Annotated in this window: 19 protein-coding genes and 1 pseudogene; 11 read left to right on the top strand and 9 right to left on the bottom strand. The window is 59.2% G+C overall.

Annotated features, from left to right (window positions below):
* A complete protein-coding gene (locus tag WBK23_RS10640; protein ID WP_424483935.1) occupies positions 1–1,164 on the bottom strand; it encodes a type III PLP-dependent enzyme in 1,164 nt (387 codons plus the stop codon).
* Between the two features lie 486 nt (positions 1,165–1,650).
* Between WBK23_RS10640 and WBK23_RS10635 the strand changes: the two genes are divergently transcribed.
* Complete coding sequence (locus tag WBK23_RS10635; RefSeq protein ID WP_424483934.1) at positions 1,651–3,234, top strand: peptide chain release factor 3; 1,584 nt, start codon at positions 1,651–1,653, stop codon at positions 3,232–3,234.
* 96 nt (positions 3,235–3,330) lie between these two features.
* On the top strand, positions 3,331–4,113 hold the full coding sequence (locus WBK23_RS10630) for a TatD family hydrolase (protein WP_424483933.1): 783 nt from the start codon (positions 3,331–3,333) through the stop codon (positions 4,111–4,113).
* Positions 4,114–4,176: 63 nt separating this feature from the next.
* Here the strand turns inward: WBK23_RS10630 and WBK23_RS10625 are convergent, their stop codons facing one another.
* Complete coding sequence (locus WBK23_RS10625) at positions 4,177–4,881, bottom strand: methyl-accepting chemotaxis protein (RefSeq protein ID WP_424484027.1); 705 nt, start codon at positions 4,879–4,881, stop codon at positions 4,177–4,179.
* Positions 4,882–5,034: 153 nt separating this feature from the next.
* A pseudogene (locus WBK23_RS10620) lies at positions 5,035–5,238 on the bottom strand (HAMP domain-containing protein); the annotation flags it as partial.
* A 1,188-nt stretch (positions 5,239–6,426) separates the two neighbouring features.
* Here WBK23_RS10620 and WBK23_RS10615 point away from each other — a divergent pair.
* The gene (locus WBK23_RS10615; RefSeq protein ID WP_424483932.1) at positions 6,427–7,332 is read left to right on the top strand and encodes an ROK family protein; all 906 of its coding nucleotides are present in this window, start codon (positions 6,427–6,429) and stop codon (positions 7,330–7,332) included.
* 139 nt (positions 7,333–7,471) lie between these two features.
* On the opposite strand, the gene ampE is transcribed toward WBK23_RS10615, so the two are convergent.
* From ampE to WBK23_RS10600, 3 genes are all read right to left on the bottom strand, one after another.
* Positions 7,472–8,308: a regulatory signaling modulator protein AmpE gene (ampE, locus tag WBK23_RS10610; protein WP_424483931.1), complete on the bottom strand. Its 837-nt coding sequence runs from the start codon at positions 8,306–8,308 to the stop codon at positions 7,472–7,474.
* A complete protein-coding gene (gene ampD, locus WBK23_RS10605; protein WP_424483930.1) occupies positions 8,305–8,868 on the bottom strand; it encodes a 1,6-anhydro-N-acetylmuramyl-L-alanine amidase AmpD in 564 nt (187 codons plus the stop codon). The genes ampE and ampD overlap by 4 nt, the downstream gene beginning before the upstream one ends.
* Positions 8,869–9,047: 179 nt before the next feature.
* On the bottom strand, positions 9,048–11,366 hold the full coding sequence (locus tag WBK23_RS10600) for a DUF1631 domain-containing protein (protein ID WP_424483929.1): 2,319 nt from the start codon (positions 11,364–11,366) through the stop codon (positions 9,048–9,050).
* 364 nt (positions 11,367–11,730) lie between these two features.
* Between WBK23_RS10600 and nadC the strand changes: the two genes are divergently transcribed.
* Positions 11,731–12,579, top strand: a complete 849-nt coding sequence (nadC, locus tag WBK23_RS10595; protein ID WP_424483928.1) for a carboxylating nicotinate-nucleotide diphosphorylase — start codon at positions 11,731–11,733, stop codon at positions 12,577–12,579.
* A gap of 35 nt (positions 12,580–12,614) precedes the next feature.
* Here the strand turns inward: nadC and WBK23_RS10590 are convergent, their stop codons facing one another.
* Positions 12,615–13,298 carry a hypothetical protein gene (locus WBK23_RS10590; protein ID WP_424483927.1) on the bottom strand — a complete coding sequence of 228 codons (684 nt, stop codon included), beginning with the start codon at positions 13,296–13,298 and terminating at the stop codon, positions 12,615–12,617.
* A gap of 100 nt (positions 13,299–13,398) precedes the next feature.
* Positions 13,399–13,938, bottom strand: a complete 540-nt coding sequence (locus WBK23_RS10585) for a pilin (protein WP_424483926.1) — start codon at positions 13,936–13,938, stop codon at positions 13,399–13,401.
* 219 nt (positions 13,939–14,157) lie between these two features.
* Between WBK23_RS10585 and pilB the strand changes: the two genes are divergently transcribed.
* The 5 genes from pilB to yacG all read left to right on the top strand — a co-directional run bounded on the left by pilB (position 14,158) and on the right by yacG (position 18,928).
* The gene (gene pilB, locus WBK23_RS10580; RefSeq protein WP_424483925.1) at positions 14,158–15,861 is read left to right on the top strand and encodes a type IV-A pilus assembly ATPase PilB; all 1,704 of its coding nucleotides are present in this window, start codon (positions 14,158–14,160) and stop codon (positions 15,859–15,861) included.
* A 3-nt stretch (positions 15,862–15,864) separates the two neighbouring features.
* Positions 15,865–17,082: a type II secretion system F family protein gene (locus WBK23_RS10575; protein WP_424483924.1), complete on the top strand. Its 1,218-nt coding sequence runs from the start codon at positions 15,865–15,867 to the stop codon at positions 17,080–17,082.
* Positions 17,083–17,085: 3 nt separating this feature from the next.
* The gene (locus WBK23_RS10570; protein ID WP_424483923.1) at positions 17,086–17,958 is read left to right on the top strand and encodes a prepilin peptidase; all 873 of its coding nucleotides are present in this window, start codon (positions 17,086–17,088) and stop codon (positions 17,956–17,958) included.
* A gap of 164 nt (positions 17,959–18,122) precedes the next feature.
* Entirely contained in the window at positions 18,123–18,731 is a 609-nt protein-coding gene (gene coaE, locus WBK23_RS10565; RefSeq protein ID WP_424483922.1) for a dephospho-CoA kinase, read from the top strand.
* The gene (gene yacG / locus WBK23_RS10560; protein ID WP_424483921.1) at positions 18,728–18,928 is read left to right on the top strand and encodes a DNA gyrase inhibitor YacG; all 201 of its coding nucleotides are present in this window, start codon (positions 18,728–18,730) and stop codon (positions 18,926–18,928) included. Before coaE ends, yacG begins: the two co-directional genes overlap by 4 nt.
* A gap of 43 nt (positions 18,929–18,971) precedes the next feature.
* Here the strand turns inward: yacG and WBK23_RS10555 are convergent, their stop codons facing one another.
* The gene (locus WBK23_RS10555) at positions 18,972–19,661 is read right to left on the bottom strand and encodes an energy-coupling factor ABC transporter permease (RefSeq protein WP_424483920.1); all 690 of its coding nucleotides are present in this window, start codon (positions 19,659–19,661) and stop codon (positions 18,972–18,974) included.
* A gap of 126 nt (positions 19,662–19,787) precedes the next feature.
* On the opposite strand from WBK23_RS10555, the gene WBK23_RS10550 reads away from it, so the two are divergent.
* Together WBK23_RS10550 and WBK23_RS10545 are read left to right on the top strand one after the other, a co-directional pair.
* On the top strand, positions 19,788–20,417 hold the full coding sequence (locus WBK23_RS10550) for a DUF1780 domain-containing protein (protein ID WP_424483919.1): 630 nt from the start codon (positions 19,788–19,790) through the stop codon (positions 20,415–20,417).
* Positions 20,414–20,908, top strand: coding sequence for an MOSC domain-containing protein (locus WBK23_RS10545; RefSeq protein WP_424483918.1), 495 nt, complete (start codon positions 20,414–20,416; stop codon positions 20,906–20,908). The genes WBK23_RS10550 and WBK23_RS10545 overlap by 4 nt, the downstream gene beginning before the upstream one ends.
* Positions 20,909–20,931 lie beyond the last annotated feature (23 nt).

The following is a 20,931-nucleotide window of genomic DNA, read 5'->3' as shown; positions in this document are numbered from 1 at the left end:
TTACAAATAGAACGACTTCAGCGGTGGGAAGCCGTTGAACTCCACCGCGCTGTAGCTGGTGGTGTAGGCACCGGTGGACAGCCAGTACAGGCGGTCGCCGATCGACAGGTTGAGCGGCAGACCGTACTTGTAGTTCTCGTACATGATGTCGGCGCTGTCGCAGGTCGGCCCGGCGATCACCACCTCTTCCATCTCGCCCTTCTTCTCGGTGTAGATCGGGAACTTGATCGACTCGTCCATGGTTTCGATCAGGCCGCTGAACTTGCCCACGTCCACGTACACCCAGCGCTCGACAGCGGTACGCGACTTGCGCGCCACCAGCACTACTTCACTGACCAGGATGCCGGCATTGGCGATCAACGAACGACCTGGCTCCAGAATGATTTCCGGCAGGTCGTCGCCGAAGTCTTCCTTGAGGAAGCGGATGATTTCTTCGGCGTAGGTTTCCAGGCTGTTGGTGCGGGTGATGTAGTTGGCCGGGAAGCCGCCGCCCATATTGATCAACTTGAGCTCGATGCCGTCTTCTTCCTTCAGGCGCTCGAAGATCACCTTGACCTTGGCAATCGCCGCGTCCCACACCGAGATGTCGCGCTGCTGCGAACCCACGTGGAACGACAGGCCGTACGGCACCAGGCCCAGATCACGGGCGAGGATCAGCAGGTCCATGGCCATGTCGGTCTGGCAGCCGAATTTGCGCGACAAAGGCCAGTCGGCCGTGGTCGAGCCTTCGGTGAGGATGCGCACATAGACTTTCGAACCCGGCGCAGCCTTGGCGATATTGCGCAGGTCGGCTTCCGAGTCGGTGGCGAACAGGCGCACGCCTTTCTCGTAGAAGTAGCGGATGTCCTTGGATTTCTTGATGGTGTTGCCGTAGCTGATGCGCTCCGGGCCGACGCCGGTGGCCAGCACCTTGTCCAGCTCGTAGATCGAGGCGATGTCGAAGCTCGAGCCCTTGTCGCGCAGCAGTTCGATGATCTCGGCGGCCGGGTTGGCCTTGACCGCGTAATACACCTTGGCGAACTCGAAACCGGCGCGCAGGTCGTCGTAGGCCTGGCTGATGATCGCGGTGTCGATCACCACGAACGGGGTTTCCTGGGTGTCGGCAAACGCCTTCATGCGCTGAAAAGTAGCGGGTGCGTAGTAGTCTTCGACCTTGATCGACATGCTTGGGACTCCAGTTGGCGGAACCAGTTAAAACGCGTTCAGTCAGGCAAGGGCTGCATAGCAGTCACTTGCCCACCATTTAGGGATGCTCGGCGGTTAACCCACGCGAGCCGAACGTCTGATCAGTTTCCCCACTTTGGTTCGCCTACTTCCCAAGGCATGTCGCCGAGGATTACCCGCATCGGAGCAACCTCTCGTCGTCAGTACTTGAGCCGGATGGATCGTTGCCAGCATGGACGTTCGGGCGCGAACTTTAGGGCCATGGGGGGCTGAGATCAATCAAAAAATGCCGTGCTTTTGACCCCCTTTGTCGCCTTATTGATTGATCGTTTTATATTCAAAACAAAACGTCAGGAATGCTGCACAAAGCGCGAAAAAACCGTGGTTTTATCCCCTGACTACAGGTCGCCGCGCTGACCGACGTTTACCGTTATAATCGCCGCCTTTTTTGACAGACCGACTATTCAGTCGACGGGTTCCCGCACAATGACCATCCAGGCCACCGAAGTCGGCAAACGCCGTACATTCGCGATCATCTCCCACCCCGACGCCGGTAAAACCACCATTACCGAGAAGCTGTTGCTGATGGGCAAGGCGATTGCCGTGGCCGGTACGGTGAAGTCGCGCAAGTCCGACCGCCATGCGACCTCCGACTGGATGGAAATGGAAAAGCAGCGCGGCATCTCCATCACCACCTCGGTGATGCAGTTCCCCTACCGCGAGCACATGATCAACCTGCTCGACACCCCCGGCCACGAAGACTTCTCGGAAGACACCTACCGCACCCTGACTGCAGTAGACAGCGCGCTGATGGTGCTCGACGGCGGCAAGGGCGTGGAGCCGCGCACCATTGCCCTGATGGACGTGTGCCGCCTGCGTGACACGCCCATCGTCAGCTTCATCAACAAGCTCGACCGCGATATCCGCGACCCGATCGAACTGCTCGACGAGATCGAAGCCGTCCTGAAGATCAAGGCCGCGCCAATCACCTGGCCGATTGGCTGCTACCGCGACTTCAAGGGCGTGTACCACCTGGCCGACGACTACATCATTGTCTACACCGCTGGTCACGGCCATGAGCGCACCGAAACCAAGATCATTCAGCACCTCGACTCGGATGAGGCCCGCGCCCACCTGGGCGACGAGTACGAGCGCTTTATCGAGCAGCTGGAACTGGTGCAGGGCGCCTGCCACGAGTTCGACCAACAGGAATTCCTCGACGGCCAACTGACCCCGGTGTTCTTCGGCACCGCGCTGGGCAACTTCGGCGTCGACCATGTACTCGACGCCGTGGTCGACTGGGCACCCAAACCGCTGGCGCGGGTGGCCAACGAGCGCACCGTGGAGCCGGTGGAAGAGAAGTTCAGCGGCTTCGTGTTCAAGATCCAGGCGAACATGGACCCCAAGCACCGCGATCGCATCGCCTTTATGCGCATCTGCTCGGGCAAATACAGCCAGGGCATGAAGATGCGCCACGTGCGCCTGGGCAAGGACGTACGCATCGGCGACGCCCTGACCTTCTTCTCCAGCGAGCGTGAAATGCTGGTCGAGGCCTATGCCGGCGACATCATCGGCCTGCACAACCACGGCACCATCCAGATCGGCGACACCTTCACCGAAGGCGAGGCCCTGGGCTTCACCGGTATCCCGCACTTCGCCCCGGAACTGTTCCGCCGCGTGCGCCTGAAGGACCCGCTGAAATCCAAGCAACTGCGCCAGGGCCTGCAGCAGCTGGCCGAAGAAGGCGCGACCCAGGTGTTCTTCCCCGAGCGCAGCAACGACATCATCCTCGGCGCGGTCGGCGTGCTGCAGTTCGACGTGGTCGCCAGCCGCCTGAAAGAGGAATACAAGGTCGAGTGCGCCTACGAGCCGATCACCGTGTGGTCAGCGCGCTGGATCGACTGCAGCGACAAGAAGAAGCTCGAGGAATTCTCCAATAAGGCGGTGGAAAACCTCGCCCTGGACGGCGGCGGCCACCTCACCTACCTGGCCCCGACCCGGGTCAATCTGGCGCTGATGGAGGAGCGCTGGCCAGACGTGAAATTCCGCGCCACCCGCGAGCATCACTAAGGGCCTCACGCCCAGCTAGTCGCCAGCCCGCGGGCGACTAGCTGGGCGTGCCTTGGTCGACTGGCGCAACGCCAACAAATCGCCGATGCTCTGCCCATGCGCCTGACCGACACCCACACCCATCTGGACTTCCCCGACTTCGATGCCGATCGCGGCGAGCTGCTAGCCCGCTGCCGCGATCTTGGCGTCGAGCGACTGGTGGTGCTGGGGGTGTATCAGGCCAACTGGCAGCGTGTGTGGGATCTGGTACAGGCCGAAGACAACCTGTACGCCGCCTTCGGCCTGCACCCGGTCTACCTGGATGAACATCGCCCTGAGCACCTAGGCGAGCTGCGCGACTGGCTGACGCGCTTCGCCGGCCACCCCAAGCTCTGCGCTGTGGGCGAGTTCGGCCTGGACTACTTTCTCGAACAGCTGGATCGCGCGCAGCAGCAACAGCTGTTCGAGGCGCAACTCACACTCGCCATCGAGTTCGAGCTGCCCGCCCTGCTGCATGTGCGGCGCGCCCATGCAGCAACCATCGCCACATTGAAACGCCTCAGGCCGGCACGCGGCGGCATCATTCATGCCTTTGCCGGCAGCATCGAGGAGGCCCGCGAGTACATTAAGCTCGGTTTCAAACTCGGCCTCGGCGGCGCGCCCACCTGGCCGCAGGCGTTACGTCTGCGCAAAGTGCTGGCACAGCTGCCACTGGAGGCCATCGTGCTGGAAACCGACGCCCCGGACATGGCCCCCGCCATGCACCCCAATCAGCGCAACAGCCCGGAATACCTGCCGGATATCTGCGCAGCCCTGGCCGAATTACGTGGAATCAGCGCGGAACAACTGGCCAGCGCCAGCAGCCGCAATGCCGCCGAACTGTTCGGCTGGGATCGCTAAGCCGACCTAACCCCCATAAAAAAGGCCCGCCAGTGTGGCGGGCCTTTTTTATGGGGCAGACAATCAGACGCGGAAGGCGCTGATCAACTGCTTGAGGCGCGCCACCAAACCCGAGAGCTCGCGGCTGGCCTGCTCGGTCTGGCTGGCCCCTTCGGCGGTACGTTCGCCGGCCTGGCTGATCTCGACGATGTTCTGGTCGATATCGTGGGCCACAGCGGTCTGCTCTTCGGCAGCGGTGGCAATCTGCTGGTTCTGGTCGACGATCATGCCGACCGCACCAAGGATGTTCTCCAGGGCCTGCTGCACCTTGCCCGACTCACTGACCGTGCTGTCGGCCATCTGATGGCTGATATTCATGGCCTTGACCGCCGCGCCCACACCGCCTTGCAGCTTGGCGATCATCTTCTCGATCTCCTCGGTGGACTGCTGGGTGCGCTTGGCCAGATTGCGCACCTCATCGGCCACCACGGCAAAACCGCGGCCCTGCTCGCCGGCACGCGCCGCCTCAATGGCCGCGTTGAGCGCCAGCAGGTTGGTCTGTTCGGCGATGCCCTTGATCACATCCAGCACCTGGCTGATCGAGGCGCTGTCGCTGGCCAGCTTGTTGATCACCGCTACTGACTGGTCAATCTCACCAGCCAGACGCTGAATGCTACCAACCTGGGACTCGACCAGGGCACGCCCACTCACCGTCTCATCATTGACACTCTGCGCGCTGCCAACCGCGGCGGCGGCGCTGTGCGCAACCTCCTGCGCGGTCGCGGACATCTGGTTCATCGCGGTGGCGATCTGGTCGATCTGCCCACGCTGCCCGGCCACGGCCTGATTGCTTTCCGCCGAAACATGCTGCACGCGATCGGCCTGACGCTCGACCTCGACCACCGTCTGCCCCACACGCTCGATCAGCTCGTGGATCTTGCCCACGGTCTCGTTGAACACCTGACCCAGCTCGCCCAGCTCGTCCTGGCTCTGTGCCTTGAAGCTGACGGTCATGTCGCCCGCTGCCACCTGGTTCATCACCTGACCCAGGCTCTTCAGGGTGGTGCGGATCGAGACGTAGAAGCCGCCGTACAGGTAGACGATCAGCAGGAACACCACCACCAGGGCCACGACCAGCAGGATCATCTGCGTGCGGTTTTCCTGCAGGCGTACCTGCAGTTGCTTGTCGAGGAACACCAGCACCGCATCGTTGAGCTGATAGGTCTGCTCCATCGAAGCGCTGACATCGGCGTAGAACTGCACCCACGGCATGTCCAGCGAGTCGGCGACCACCACCTTGTCCTCGAACATCACCGCACTGCTTTTCAGGGTTTCCAGGCTGGCCGCGGCCTGCGTGGCCAGCGCCGCGCGGGCCTGCGGGCTGCTGCTCAAGGTCGCCTGCACGTTCAGGCCGTACTCGGCGTGAAGCTTCTCCAGCTCCAGCAACAGCTCGTCAAACTTGGTACTGGCCGACGAGTTGAGAAAGCCCTGCCCCAACGAATAGGCACCGACGGCGCGCCCTTCACTGAGGGTGGCGCTGACTTTCGGGGTCAGCACGGTGACCAGTTCGATCAGCTGCCGCACCGAGCCCTGACGATCCTGGCTCAGGCCGGCTTGGCTGGCGACCAGCTTGATAAACACCTGGGAACTGCCCAGCAGCTTCTCGGCCAGGGCAATCTTGCCTTGCAGAGAGTTTTCGCTCTGCACGGCAGCCAGCTCGGCAATCAGCTGATCGCGCTTGCCGTTGAATTCTTCGATCTGCTCGGCCTCATGTACCACCGGGGCCAGCCCCTGCAGCGACTCCGCGATGCTGCTGTGCAGCTTGCCCACACGGGTCTCGAGATCGCCCGCCTGACCGGACTGGCCGATCATCGCGTTGACTTCGATCAGGTCGACAAAATCCTCCAGATTGCGCCGCAGCGTCAGGCTTTCGCCGAGCAGGTCAATGCTTTCCAGAGCGGCCTGGGTGCTGATGAACTGCCGATAGGAGTCACGTACCAGGTAGAAGTTGGTCACCAGCATGGGCAGGAAGAACAGCACACTGATCAGGCTGAACTTCATGCCAAAGCTGAGGCGGTTCATAAGCGCGATGGCCGGATACAACACGGTCTTCACAGGACGTCTCCAGTTCTAATTATTGTCGTATAAGGTGACAATTCGGCCGCACAGAATCTCAGACGGCGGCTTGCGTGTCCCTTGCTGCTCGACCTGCGGTGTTCGGATCAACGGGGTAAATACGGGCAGATTAATGTGATCAATGTCACAAAATAGCGGTCGAGCATGGCGTCATGTATACCTCTTATCGACCTCAACCTCTGTAACTTAAGGTTAATGATGCGCACATCGTTAAAGCTTGGCGTCGACCTGGGCGGCAGCAAAATCGAAATCATCGCCCTGGAAAACGGCCAACAAGCGTTACGCCGTCGCGCGCCAACGCCACAAGGCGACTACTGCGCGACTGTCGCCCTGATTGCCAGCTTAGTTGAAGATTGCGAGCGCGAACTGGGCGGCCGCGGCAGTGTCGGCGTCGGTATCCCCGGCACCCGCTCCCCCGACCACGGGCGAATCAAGAATGCCAATTCGCTGTGCCTGATCGGCCAGGACTTGCAGGGCGACCTCGAACAGCGCCTACAACGCCCGGTGCGCCTAGCCAATGACGCCGACTGCTTTGCCCTCTCGGAAGCCTGCGATGGTGCCGGCGCAGGTGCCAACAGCGTATTCGGGGTCATCCTCGGCACCGGCGTGGGCGGCGGCCTGGTGATTCACAACCGCTTGCTCAGCGGCCCCAATGCCATCGCCGGCGAATGGGGGCACAACCCGCTGCCATGGCGACGCGCCGAGGACGGCCCGGCCAGACGCTGTTACTGCGGCAAGGACGATTGCATCGAAACCTTTTTAAGCGGCCCAGGCTGGGCGGCGCGCAGCGCCCTTGGCCTGGACGCCAACGCCCTGGTGGCAGCCGCACAAGCAGGCCATGACGCAGCGCAGCACGCCCTGAGCACCTACTGCGACCAACTGGCGCGCGGACTGGCTTCAGTCATCAACCTGATCGACCCGCAGGTGATCGTGCTCGGCGGCGGCCTGTCCAACGTGGCGGCGCTGTATGTCCAGGTCATGCCGCTGCTGCCGCGCTATGTGTTCTCCGACCAGGTCAACACCCGCCTGCTGCAAGCCCGGCATGGCGACTCCAGCGGCGTACGCGGTGCCGCCTGGCTGTGGAACAACGACGAGCAGCCTTAGAGCCGATTTATGATCTCGCGAGCTAGAGTAATGCAAGGCGAAAACAGGCGAGGAAGCGGAGTTTACGAGTTGTAAATGAGCATTCCGAGCCTGTTTTTAACGCAGCGGGACCAACGCGCAGCAGATCATAAGCAGGCTCTTAGATAAGCAGCGCCCACAAGGCAAACACCGCATACCAGAGCACCGCCGCACGCACCAGCAATTGCCACAAGCCGTCCAGGCTGCTGACACCCGCCTCGCCGATCACCGGCTCCGGCGTCTCGCCAGCGGCGCGCGCGGTATTGATCACTAGTTGCGCGGCGCTGATGTCCCAGCTGAGCAGCTCGTGCAGCAGCGCCCGGCTAACTCCGGCGAAGTTGCCGACCAGGGCAAAGCTGGCCGCCAGCACGCGCACCGGCAGCCAGTCGAGGCCATGGCGCACCTGCACGGCACTCTCACGCAAGGCTGGCAGCGTGGCATGTTCGGCGGCCAGGGCGAGCAAGCGATAGGCCAGTGCAGCCAATGGCCCCAGCAGCGCATACCAGAAGATCACTGCGAAGAAGCTCTGGTAGGCCTGCCAGACCAGATGCCCCTGGACGCTGTACAGCAGCGCACCGGCTTCATCCTCCTCCAGGGCCAGGTCACGGCGCGCCACCAGATAGGCGGCTTCGGCATCACCGCGCCGCCAGCTATCGCGGAACGGTCCGAGCGCGGCCAGCAGATCACCGCGCCCCAGGCTGTAAATCACCACCAGCAAGTGCACCGGAAAAGCCAGCCAGCCATAGGCGACGGACTCAAGCACCACCAGCAGCAACGCCAGAACCAACAGCGGCAGCCCCACCAACAGCGCCAAAGCCAACCAGGGCCGCGCCGCCCACTGCGCTTGGCCTTCGGTCGTGACCAACAGGCGCAACCAGGGACCGTCGTGTTGTATTCGGTTGCGCCAGGCCGAGAACTTCTCAACCCAGAGCACCAGCAGTAGCACCATAAAACTCATGTTGGCTCCTTGTCTTGCTGCAATGCCGTACGCAAATGTTGCCAGTCGAATGCAGGGCCAGGGTCGGTCTTGCGCCCTGGCGCGATATCGCTATGCCCGCAGATCCGCTGTGTGGTGATGGCCGGATAAGCATCTTGCAGGACGCGAACCAGAGCAGTCAGCGCAGCATACTGCTGATCACTGAAAGGCAGCTCGTCCGTACCCTCAAGTTCTATGCCCAGGGAAAAATCATTGCAGTTTTCCCGCTCGGCATAACGCGACTGGCCCGCATGCCACGCCCGCTCGTTGCAGGAAACAAACTGGGTGATCGCGCCGTCGCGTTCAATCAAGAAGTGCGCAGAAACCTGCAGGCTGGCGATGCTGGCAAAGTACGGGTGCTCAGCGGCATCCAGGCGATTCTGAAAGAACTCCTGCACCTTGCCGGTACCGAATTGCCCAGGCGGCAGGCTGATGTTATGGATCACCAGCAGGGAGACTTCCGCTTGCGGGCGCTGATTGAAGTTGGGGGACGGGCAGTGGTGAACGCCATGACACCAGCCACTGGTGGAATCCAGCTGCATAAAGGCTCCTTGAAGAGCCCTCACTCTAGAGCAGGCCGCGCGCAGGGCCAAGCACTAGCCATCTGCGCGGCAATGCAGATGGCCAATTGGCGAGCCAACCAAGGCAAAGCCGTGAGCTAGGAACGCAGGCAGAAATAGCGGCGACTGCAGAACCCAGTCGCCGGGGGAACAAGACCTGATCAGGCCCCTTTGAGCTTGCGCAGGTTGCCGATTACCGACTCCAGCGCCCGATCAAACAGCAAGGCATCGTCCAGCAAACGGATGGCACTGCGGCGGAACTCCACGGCCAGGCCCATACGGGTCTTTTCCAGCACCTTCATGCCAGTGCGATTCACAAAGATGTATTTGCCGGTGGGCTTGATTACCGCCGCCAGCTTGCAACGCAGCTTATGCTCCTCGTCCTCCTGAAACTCGACCCAACTGCCCACACGCAGGTTATCCACCTGCAGCAACGACTCATCATCGTCAGGCAGGCTAGCCTCCGGCTCTGCGGCACGCAGCTCACCCGGTGCCAGCAGAACGATCTCCTCGACCACCTCGACCATCGCCGGCTCTTCAACTGGCTCTGCGGCTGGCAGCTCCAGCAGCGGCAGATCGATCCCAGCCTCGGCCAGCGCGGCGCGCTGCTGCTCATCGACGTCCACAAGCTCGGGTTGAGCGTCTTGCGGCTTGCCCTCTTCCGGCAGGCTGCGCTTGAAGCGCTGGAAGGCCTGCACATGCAGCGCCTCCAGCTGGCTGAAGAACTCACCCGTGGAGAACGGATCGAAGGCCGCGCTGGCCATGCCTTCGCGCAGGGCCTTGAGCAACCCCGGAACCATTTCCAGCAAGCGCATGCGCGCCTCTGGCTCCTCATGCTGCTCGACACTCCAGACCAGCTCATCCATGGTCGCCAGGGCCGACTGCCATTCAGCAGACTCAACGCCGTGCTTCAGGCAGGTGAGCATCAGCACCTTGCTCCAGGCCTCCTGCAGCAAACGCACCACCACTTCCGGCAGGGTCTTGCCGAGCAGGCGTTCATTCAATGCCTGCTCAACCTCACGACGTGCCAAGGCGGCCTTGGCACTGCCCTCTTCAGCATCGCGGGTACGCTGTTCAAGCAATTCGCTACGACGGCGCTCGTCGCCGGTAAAGGCGAGGAAATCGGCCAGCAACTCGGAGAAGATCACCGGGTCGTCGACAAAATCGTTGAGCAAGCGCTGCACGATTTGCTCGATCTTCTGATACAGGCTATCGCGCTGCGTATCGTCCTGATCGCCCCAGCCCAAGGCCGCGGAAGCGATTTCGTTGAGCAAGCGGCGAGCAGGATGGCTGCCGCGACTGAAGAAGGTCTTGTCGATCACCGCCACTTTCAGCATGGGTATCTGCAAACGGCCGATCAGCGCCTTGAGCGAATCAGGCAGGGTGCGGTCGTCGAGAATAAATTCGAACAGCATCGACACCAGGTTGATGACGTCTTCATCAACCTCGCCGACCACCCGCGCCTTGCCCGCTTTGGCACTGGCACGAGTCAGCAAGCCCTCAAGCTGCTCACGCAGATCAAAATCATCACTGACCTGCGCCGGTGCGCGCTGCTGCATGTGCGAAAGCAGGCGCATCAAATCGTTGCTGGAAATCGGCATGGCGTCCGCAGGGCGGTTACGCCGTGGGACGGCAGTGCCGCGCGCCTGCGACAGCAATTCCTGCAGCGCGCCAAAGACTTCCTGGACACCTTCATCGGCAAACTCGCCAGCCAACTCAACACCCGCCTCTTGCCGGGTGCCGCTCGTCGCAGCGCTAGCACGCGCAGGATTACGCCGCGCCGGAGCCGACTTCAGCTCGGGCAAAACGCCTGCAGTGATCAAGGCCTGGTTAGCTTCGGCATACAGCTGATCGAGATCGCTGAGCACATATTTCTCGAACAGCTTGAGAATGATCAGCTTGACCTTGATCTCGACGCCCAGGCTGCTGCAGGCATCGAGAAAGAACTCGCAGAGGCTCATCGGCCCGACGGGGTTGCTCTTGTCATCGAGCTTCTTGCTGACCATGGCATTGAAACGCGTGGTCAGGTGGTTCAGCGCCGTGCCATCGCGGCTGATGACCTTGGCCACCATGGCGTCCAGTGCCACCGACTCTTCCAGCTCGTCGTTCTGCACCAGCGACAGGGTGTCGTACGACACGGCATCCAGCGGGGTTGGTTTGCCGATCTCATACTGATTGAGGGTAGCGAAGGCCTCGAAGACCTTCTGCAGAAAACCACGCTCGATATTTTTGCGTTTCAGGCGCAAATCACGCATGGCCTCAAAGAATGCGTTCTGCTCAGCGTTGCTGGTGGCGCGATCCGCCATCTCGAACAGCGTATCGTCCGCATTGTCGAACAGCGTCTGCAACGCCACTTTCAGCTGTTGCGCCGCTTTGTCACGCACGTTTGTCAGCGCCACAGGCAGTCTTCCTACCGGTGAAATGGGCGGTTGCTCAGGGTTCACCTTGCTCAGGTGCACCACATTCGCATCAGTCTTCATTGCGTATCTCCTGCAGACTGCCCCTCTTGGGCGGACCGATCTGCACAGCGATCAACTGAGCGTCATCCGTAACGTCAAAGGCCTGGCGTCAACAATTCTAAAAAGTAAAGTCATTATAGGGATGCGCGCGCGCATACCAAGCTGACTTTTCCTCCAGACATGATCCAGGTCACAGATGCAGCGCCACAGCTTCCCAACGGTTACCTGCATACGACCAACGCACCTATTAGCAGGCCGCAGCAGCACGCAGCTAACGAAGAACCTTTATCAGCATAGCCGCAGAGCGCCCACTAACCACGCGCAAACGCTGCACGGATGAGCACCAGTCCCTATAATCGGCACATTCAGCTTAATGGAGCCCAGCATGGCCAACCTAATCCTCGCCGACCTCGCCAACGAAATCGAGGCCAACGCTCGCCGCGCTCTGGCTGAGGACATAGGCAGCGGCGACATCACCGCCCAACTGATTCCCGCAGAACGCCTGGCCCACGCTACGGTCATCACCCGCGACTCCGCCATCATCTGCGGCACCGCCTGGGTAGATGCCGTATTTCGCCAGCTTGACCCACGGGTCGCTGTGCACTGGCAAGTCACAGACGGCCAACGCGCCGAGCCCAACCAGGTGCTGTTTGAACTGGAAGGCCCCGCCCGCGCCCTGCTCACCGGCGAACGCAGCGCACTCAACTTCCTGCAAACACTCTCCGCCGTCGCCACCCGCTGCCAGCACTACGCCGACTTGGTGCAAGGCACCGCCGTAAAACTGCTCGACACCCGCAAAACCCTGCCCGGCCTGCGCCTGGCGCAGAAGTACGCCGTGACCCAAGGCGGCTGCCACAACCACCGCATCGGCCTGTACGACGCCTTTCTTATAAAGGAAAATCATATCGCCGCCTGCGGCGGCATCGCCCAAGCCGTAACCGCCGCGCAGAGAATCGCACCCGGCAAGCCGGTGGAAGTGGAAGTGGAGAGCCTGGAAGAGCTGCGCCAGGCACTGGGCGCTGGGGCCGACATCATCATGCTTGATGAACTGAGCCTGGACGAAATGCGCCAGGCCGTAACCCTCACCCAAGGCCAGGCCAAACTGGAGGCTTCGGGCGGGGTCAACGAAAGCACTTTGTGCTCAATCGCCAATACGGGAGTGGATTATATCTCGATTGGCACACTGACCAAGGATGTAAAGGCGGTGGATTTGTCGATGCGGCTTAGCCTTTAGCCAAAAATAGCAAAGCCGCACGCAACAAACTGGGTTCACTGAGTCTCGATAAAGTCGTACAGCCGCATGCGCTGGGTATCGACACAGACAGAACCTTTTGTATAGGCACTCTCAATATCTACACGCAAGCAACCATCCACCTCTTTGCTTCCAGCCCGCAACAGCGCGCCTAGCTGCTCAGGCGCGTCAGGCATTGGCTGAAACAAGTCGTAACGCTCTTGCAAAGGTGTGGCACCATTCAGAACGTCTTTTATATGTTGCTGCAAGAACTCTTCCCGCGTACCCGGCACGGGCACATAGTAAAATCTGGGCAACCAACCCGTAAGCCTCTTCTGAGCCTCTAGATCCAACCCCTTGGTGGAAAAACTCTCTTGATTGTGCGCATAAAAGGTGTCGAAGACCTGCACCACCGCCAGCGGTCTAACCAAATGGGCCGCATATACCCCACCTGCCAGCGCCACAACCTGCATCAGGCCAATAAGCGTTAAGTCACGGCGCAACTCAGCGGCCGGCTTACGGCGGTTAAATACAACCAACGTCAGGCATGGCCCCAAAACCAAATCGACCAAGGCAATAATCTGTACGCCCTGCCAGCCACCCGCAGCCGCAAATAAAGCACCGGGGAAAAACCACAACCACATCGCACCCAGCAACGCAGCAAAAATAACCGAACTAATCAGCAGATGAATGGCAAACGCTTGCAACCGCCCGATCTTCATCGATAAACCTCATTTACCCAGTAAACAAAAAGCCCCCATTAAGGAGGCTTTTTGTTAGCAGCAAAACATAACTAAACGCCATGCAGAGCTAGTTTAAAACTTAACGGCACTCGCTTGGAGCAAACTGGCCAGGCAGAGTACCGGGCGTCAGCCGTGGCAGAAGACGAGCAGCGGACACAGCATTAGAAACAGAAGAGCAGCCCCAGTCGATAGAACCAGTCACACCAGCTGCAAAGCTACCACCCAACTGAGTAGGCGCACCCGCTGCGTTCTGGACATAAGGGGTATATACCAGTGTCGCGTTCGCAGGAATGTTACCAACGTTAGCATTGTTAAACGTAACGGTAACCTCACCGGTTGCCGGAGCAATTTGCACACTGTTGACATACTTACTAAGCGCGCCCGCACCACCTGCCTGAGCATTCCAGACGTTCGCACTTGCTAACAATTCAGCTGCTGTGCCCGAGCTATCACCAATCAGCTGTTTAGCACTAGAGGCCAAACCAACACCTTCAGTTACACGCGCACGGATGGTGTAATCCTGGTATGCCGGCAGTGCTACAGCAGCCAAGATACCGATGATCGCAACCACGATCATCAATTCGATCAGGGTAAAACCCTTTTGCAACTGAGCTTTCATAAAAATCTCCTAAGTGTGTTTAGGTCAACGACCTGAGTTAACCAAAGCAGGTTGCGTGCCAACTTAAGAATCGACTCATGACATGCACCCTGCATGCTCAAGGCCGGTTTCACCCACCACCTTCCAGGCACTAACTGCCCTTTTTTGTCACCCACACCCCATACATTTGGCAGCCCCGGTCAACTAGGCTATAACGCAGGCATTGTTATGGAGCCTGCAATGAACGATAGCGTGTCCCTGACCGGTCTTGCCCGACAGATGGTTCTGGCTGAGCTGCTGGATGAAAAAACCGCCCAGCAAGCCCAAAGCCAAGCCCAGCGTAATAAGCTGTCGCTGGTTACTTACCTTGTGCAGAATAAGCTAGTCAAAAGCCGAATCCTTGCGGAGCTTGCATCAGAACAGTTTGGCGTCTCCTTCGTTGACCTCCACTCCATCGACAAGGAGAGTCAGCCAAAAGATATAGTGTCAGAAAAACTAGTTCGCCAGCACCGTACACTCCCCCTGTACAAGCGCGGCAACAAACTGTTTGTGGCCGTTTCCGACCCCACCAATCACCAAGCCATTACTGACATTCAGTTCAGCACAGGCATGAATACCGAGGCGATCCTTGTCGAAGACGACAAACTCGGAGACGCCATCGACAAGTTCTTCGATGCCGGCTCAAGCGGCATGGGCGAGCTTGATGACATTGACCTTGATGGCCTCGACATTGAAAGCGCCAATGAGGACGGACAGGATCAAGGTGAGAGCAACGCCGCCGATGATGCCCCGGTTGTGCGCTTTGTTAACAAAATGCTGCTAGACGCCATAAAAGGCGGCGCGTCAGACCTGCACTTCGAGCCTTACGAAAAGACCTATCGAGTGCGTTTCCGCACCGACGGCATTCTGCAGGAAATTGCCCGCCCGCCAATCCAGCTGTCACCACGCATCTCCGCGCGCCTAAAGGTTATGGCCGGCCTGGATATTTCCGAACGGCGCAAACCCCAGGATGGGCGCATTAAGATGCGCATATCCAAAACCAAATCGATCGACTTCCGCGTCAGCACCTGCCCAACCCTATGGGGCGAAAAAATCGTGATGCGGATTCTTGACTCAGCCAGCGCACAAATGGGCATCGACGCCCTGGGTTATGAAGAGTCGCAAAAAGAGCTGTACATGACAGCACTCAAACAGCCCCAAGGCATGATACTGGTGACCGGCCCTACCGGCTCGGGTAAAACAGTATCTCTCTATACAGGCCTGAATATTCTCAACACCGTTGACGTGAACATCTCGACAGCCGAAGACCCGGTGGAAATCAACCTGGAAGGCATCAATCAGGTCAACGTCAACCCCAAGCAGGGGATGGATTTTACCGCAGCGCTAAAATCATTCCTGCGCCAAGACCCTGACATCATCATGGTCGGTGAAATTCGCGATCTGGATACAGCATCCATCGCCATCAAGGCAGCGCAGACAGGCCATATGGTGATGTCGACGCTACACACCAACAGCGCAGCAGAAACCCTGACTCGCCTGCGCAATATGGGCGTCCCCTCCTTCAACATTGCCACCTCAGTGAACCTGATCATTGCTCAACGTCTGGCACGCAAGCTGTGTAGCCACTGCAAGAAAGAAATTCAGATCCCACGAGAGACGCTGCTTGAGGAGGGCTTCCCGGAAAACAAAATCGGCACCTTCAAGATTTATGAGCCGATTGGCTGCGAAAACTGCAATGGTGGCTACAAAGGCCGTGTCGGTATTTATGAAGTGGTTAAAAACACGCCAGCCTTGCAACGGATTATCATGGAGGAAGGCAACTCTATTGATATATCCATACAGATGCGCAAAGACGGCTTTAACGACCTTCGTACCTCAGCACTGCTGAAGGCCATGCAAGGCGTCACCAGCCTCGCAGAAGTGAACCGCGTGACAAAGGACTAACAGATGGCCGTTAAAGCAATAAAAACCAGCACCTTTGCTTGGGAAGGTACGGATAAAAAGGGCACCAAGATCAAGGGTGAAACAAGCGGCCAAAGCCCTGCCCTAATCAAGGCTCAACTGCGGAAACAAGGCATCAACCCAACCAAGGTGCGCAAGAAATCTATTTCGCTATTTGGTGCAGGCAAAAAAATAACTCCAACGGACATTGCTCTGTTTGCACGGCAAATGGCCACCATGATGAAAGCCGGCGTACCACTACTGCAGTCGTTTGAAATCATTGGTGAGGGATTGGAAAACCCAAATATGCGCAAGCTGGTTGACGACATCAAACAGCATGTCGCCGCAGGCAATAGCTTCGCTGCATCGCTCCGCACTCGCCCGCTGTACTTCGATGACCTTTTCTGCAATCTGGTCGATGCCGGCGAGCAAGCAGGCGCCTTAGAGGACTTGCTTGATCGCGTTGCCACATACAAAGAAAAAACCGAGGCACTGAAGGCAAAAATAAAGAAGGCAATGAACTACCCTATAGCGGTAGTCGTAATTGCAGTCATTGTTTCAGCAATATTGCTAATTAAAGTAGTCCCACAGTTCGAAGCAGTTTTCGCAAATTTCAATGCAGAACTCCCAGCATTCACCCAATTCGTTATTGGCATATCTCAAGCACTCCAGAAATGGTGGTTCGTATTTTTACTGGGATCATTTTTGGCGATTTACACTATCTCAGAAACGAAAAAACGGTCAGAGAAATTCCGCAACTGGATTGACCGCACTGCACTCAAGGCACCGATTGTTGGCGACATCATTTACAAGTCTTCTGTAGCCCGCTACGCGCGCACCCTGGCCACCACGTTTGCTGCTGGCGTTCCTTTAGTAGAAGCGCTTGACTCCGTTGCCGGAGCAACCGGAAACGTGGTATTCAAGGACGCCGTTAATAAAATTAAACAAGACGTAAGCTCTGGTATGCAACTTAATTTCTCCATGCGGACTACAGCGGTGTTCCCATCCATGGCAATACAAATGACCGCCATCGGCGAGGAATCCGGCGCACTAGACATGATGCTCGACAAGGTTGCCAGCTACTATGAAGCGGAAGTTGATAACGCGGTAGACGGTTTAACCAGTCTCATGGAACCACTGATCATGTCGGTTTTAGGCGTACTAATAGGCGGCCTGATCATTGCAATGTACCTACCGATCTTCCAGCTTGGCGCCGTTGTTTAACTTATGCCAATAATCGATTTTCTGGCCAGCTACGCGCTGGCCTTTATTTTATGCGCACTACTGATCGGTTTGCTAATCGGAAGTTTCCTCAATGTTGTGGTTTATCGCCTACCCAAGATGATGTTTCGTGACTGGCGTGAGCAGGCCCGTGAAGTACTGGAGTTACCCGCTGAGACCTCGACAGAGTTTTTCAATCTGATTCTCCCCAACTCACAATGCCCGCACTGCTCCCACGAAATAAAACCCTGGGAAAACATCCCGGTCATTAGTTACTTATTCCTGCGCGGTAAATGCTCCAGCTGCAAAGCCCACATCAGCCTGCGCTACCCACTGGTAGAGCTAACGTGCGGCCTGTTGTCCGCTTATATCGCCTGGCACTTTGGCTTTACCTGGCAAGCGGGCGGTATGTTGTTGCTGACGTGGGGCTTGCTGGCGATGAGCCTGATTGATGCTGACCATCAACTGCTGCCGGACTCACTGGTGCTGCCGCTGCTGTGGCTGGGTTTGATCGCCAACAGCTTTGGTTTGTTCAGCAGCCTTGAAGATGCCCTGTGGGGCGCAATTGCCGGCTACCTGAGCCTGTGGTCGGTGTACTGGCTGTTCAAGCTGGTAACCGGCAAGGAAGGCATGGGCCATGGCGACTTCAAGCTACTGGCCATGCTCGGAGCCTGGGGTGGCTGGCAGGTTTTGCCGTTGACCATCCTGCTGTCGTCACTGGTGGGCGCGGTACTCGGCATCATCATGCTGCGCCTGCGCAATGCCGAAACCAGCACGCCGATCCCGTTCGGGCCGTACTTGGCGATTGCTGGCTGGATAGCGCTGCTCTGGGGCGAGCAGATCACCTCCGGTTATCTGCAAATTGCCGGATTCCGCTAAGACGTAAACTGGCATCTGCTGTGACCTCGAGTCAGCCCAACAACAGCTGACTGAGGCCCACAGCCCACCCGCACCGCACAACACATCCCCTACCGATTCGCCAGCCCATCAGCGGCTGCACTACAATCGCGGCGTTATTTGACTGACGCGAGCCGCATGCTGATATGAAACCCTGGATTCTTGGCCTTACCGGCGGCATTGGCAGTGGTAAGAGCGCTGTCGCTCAGCACTTTATCGACCTGGGCGTGCACCTGGTCGATGCCGATCATGCGGCGCGCTGGGTGGTCGAGCCGGGCAAACCGGCGCTCAGCAAGATTGTCGAGCACTTCGGCGGCGAGCTATTGCAAGCCGATGGCCAACTTGATCGCACGGCCCTGCGCAAGCGGATCTTTGCCAATGCGGATGACCGTCGCTGGCTGGAAGCCCTGCTGCATCCGCTGATCGGCCAGGAGATCATGCAGTACCTGGCGCGCGCACAATCACCCTATGCGATTCTGGTGTCGCCGCTGCTGATCGAGTCCGGCCAGCACACAATGACCCAGCGCGTATTGGTGGTGGATGCGCCCGAGCAGCTGCAGATACAACGCACCATGGCCCGCGATCAGAGCAGCGACGAACAGGTACAAGCCATTCTCAAGGCGCAAGCCAGTCGTGAAGAACGCCTGCGCCACGCCGACGATGTCCTGCTCAATGACCGCGACCTGGCCTGGCTGCAAAGCGAAGTTGAACGCCTGCATCATTTCTATCTGAGCCTACGTGGAGGCCAAGTATGAGCACCCCGCCCCTAGTCACCTGCCCTACCTGCAACGCCCCTGTCGAATGGGGCCCACAAAGCCCCAGCCGGCCATTCTGCAGCGAACGCTGCAAGCTGATTGATCTGGGCGCCTGGGCCTCCGAAGAGCACGCCATCCCCGGCAACCCACTGGAAGACGATCTGTTCTCTGGCGACCTGCCGCCGCGCCAACACTGATCCGCTCAAGGCCGCATAAGCCGTGGTCGCGCTCGTCGCCCAATCACTCGGCGCGATCGTCATCCTTCCAGGGCGCGGCCAGGTAGCGTGAGCGATTGAAGGTCTCCAGCCAGTCCGGATAGAACACCACCAGCGCCGTCACCAGCATGCCGTTGATAAACGCCTCGGGGAACATTACCAGCCAGAGGTAACCAATAAAATCCTCCAGCCACAGCGGCATTGGAAACAGGCCATCCAGCCACAGCCAGGTGAAACCCACACCGATGCACAACAACGTAGCCAGAGCCGCCGCAAAGAAACCACTAAAGAAGATATAAATGAACAGGTTGCGCGATTGCTGCCGCTCGACCCATATCGCGCAGGCCTCGGTCACCAGCACAGGAATCACCACCAGCAGCAAGCCGTTCACACCCATGGCCGCCAGATCCTGCCGCCCCAAGGCGAGCAAACCGAGCTGCGCGAGCAGGCCGACCAGCACCGCCAGCGGCCAATCCAGCAGCAGGGTCACGGCCGTCATACCGATAAAGTGATAGGACAACCCGGAGTCGAAGTCCCGCCGTACCAGCCACAGCAGGAACAGCGCCAGCGCCGTGCCGCCCAGCAGGTGCTGACGCCGCAGATCGCTGCACAGCTCGACCCAAGGCGCACGCCACAGCGCCCAGCACAGCAGCGGCAGATAAACCAGCCAGCCAACCACCTGACTGGTCGGCGAAAGCAGTTCTGCGGCAATCATGACGACTGATTCCTTGCCATTTATCTCGATATCCGCAGTCTACAGCCGCCGCGCCTCTTTATAAGGTGACCGATCGCCACGCCGCCGGGGTACCAACAACCGTGCCACGCAGGCTAAGCTGAGGCCATGGATGATTCAGACTACCTGCGCCTGCTCACGCACCAGGCCGAACAAGCCAATGCCTTTCTCTCCAACGCCCGCAAATGGGAGCGCGAGCGCTGGGTTTGCCAGCGCCTGCTGCAGGCGCTCAACGTGGTGCACCGGCTCGATGAGTTCAGCGCGGCCGGCCATGAGCCGCCCGACGTGCTGTTTCGCGACGCCAGCTTCGAGGTGTTCTTCGTACTGGACGAAGGCCGTCGCCTGAATGACGAATGGCGCGCCGAACTGGAACGCCGCCGCAGCGCCTTTTCCCTCAGTCAATTGGTGCGCCGCGAAGCCAAGCCACGGCGCATTGCCGTCAGCGAACTGCAACAACGACTCAGCCCGACGCTGCGCAAAAAGGCCCACAACTACCGCGAGCGCGGCCTCGACCTGGGTGAGCTGGACCTGCTCGCCTACGTCAATTTGAAACGCGCCATTCCGGACTTCAATAGCCATTTTCCACCGCCGACTGAATTCCTGCGCCAGGGCTGGCGCTCACTGTCGCTGGTCGGCCCGACATTTGCCCGGGTGCTGTTTGCTCACCCAGACGCGCCGGATTTTCTGCGCAACAACCTGGGCCGCAGCGTGCTCTTTGATGTCGGAATCAGCCTGTGAGCCCTCTGCAGGAGTTGATAGCCAACGTCCCTCAACAGGGCTGCGTACGCTGGATTGGCGTACACCCGGCCGCACGCAGTGACATGTTGGTGCCGGATGCGGTGGAAGCACGCCGCGAGGCCGGCCTGACCGGCGACCACAGCCGCCCCGGGCCGCGCAATGCGCGCCAGGTCACCCTGATCCAATGGGAGCATCTGGCAGTGATCAGCGCCCTGATGGGGCGTCCCGATGAGCAACCGATAACGCCACAGGAGCTGCGCCGTAATATCGCCATCAGCGGCATCAATCTGTTCAGCCTCAAAGGCCGACGCTTTCGTCTCGGCCAGGCGATTCTGGAAACCACCGGCTGGTGCCAACCCTGCGCGCGCCTGGAAGCTCGCCTCGGGTCAGGCACCTTCCAAGCCATGCGCGGCCACGGCGGAATTACCGCCCGCGTGCTACAAGGTGGCATTATCCGCCTGAGTGATGCCTTGCGCGTTGAGCCTTTATAAGCCGCGCAGCTAGAATGCCCACC

This window comes from Pseudomonas sp., assembly GCF_049653025.1.
Taxonomy (GTDB): Bacteria; Pseudomonadota; Gammaproteobacteria; order Pseudomonadales; family Pseudomonadaceae; genus Aquipseudomonas.
The sequence above is the reverse complement of the archived record's forward strand: the minus strand, read 5'-3'. Positions and strand labels throughout refer to the sequence as shown.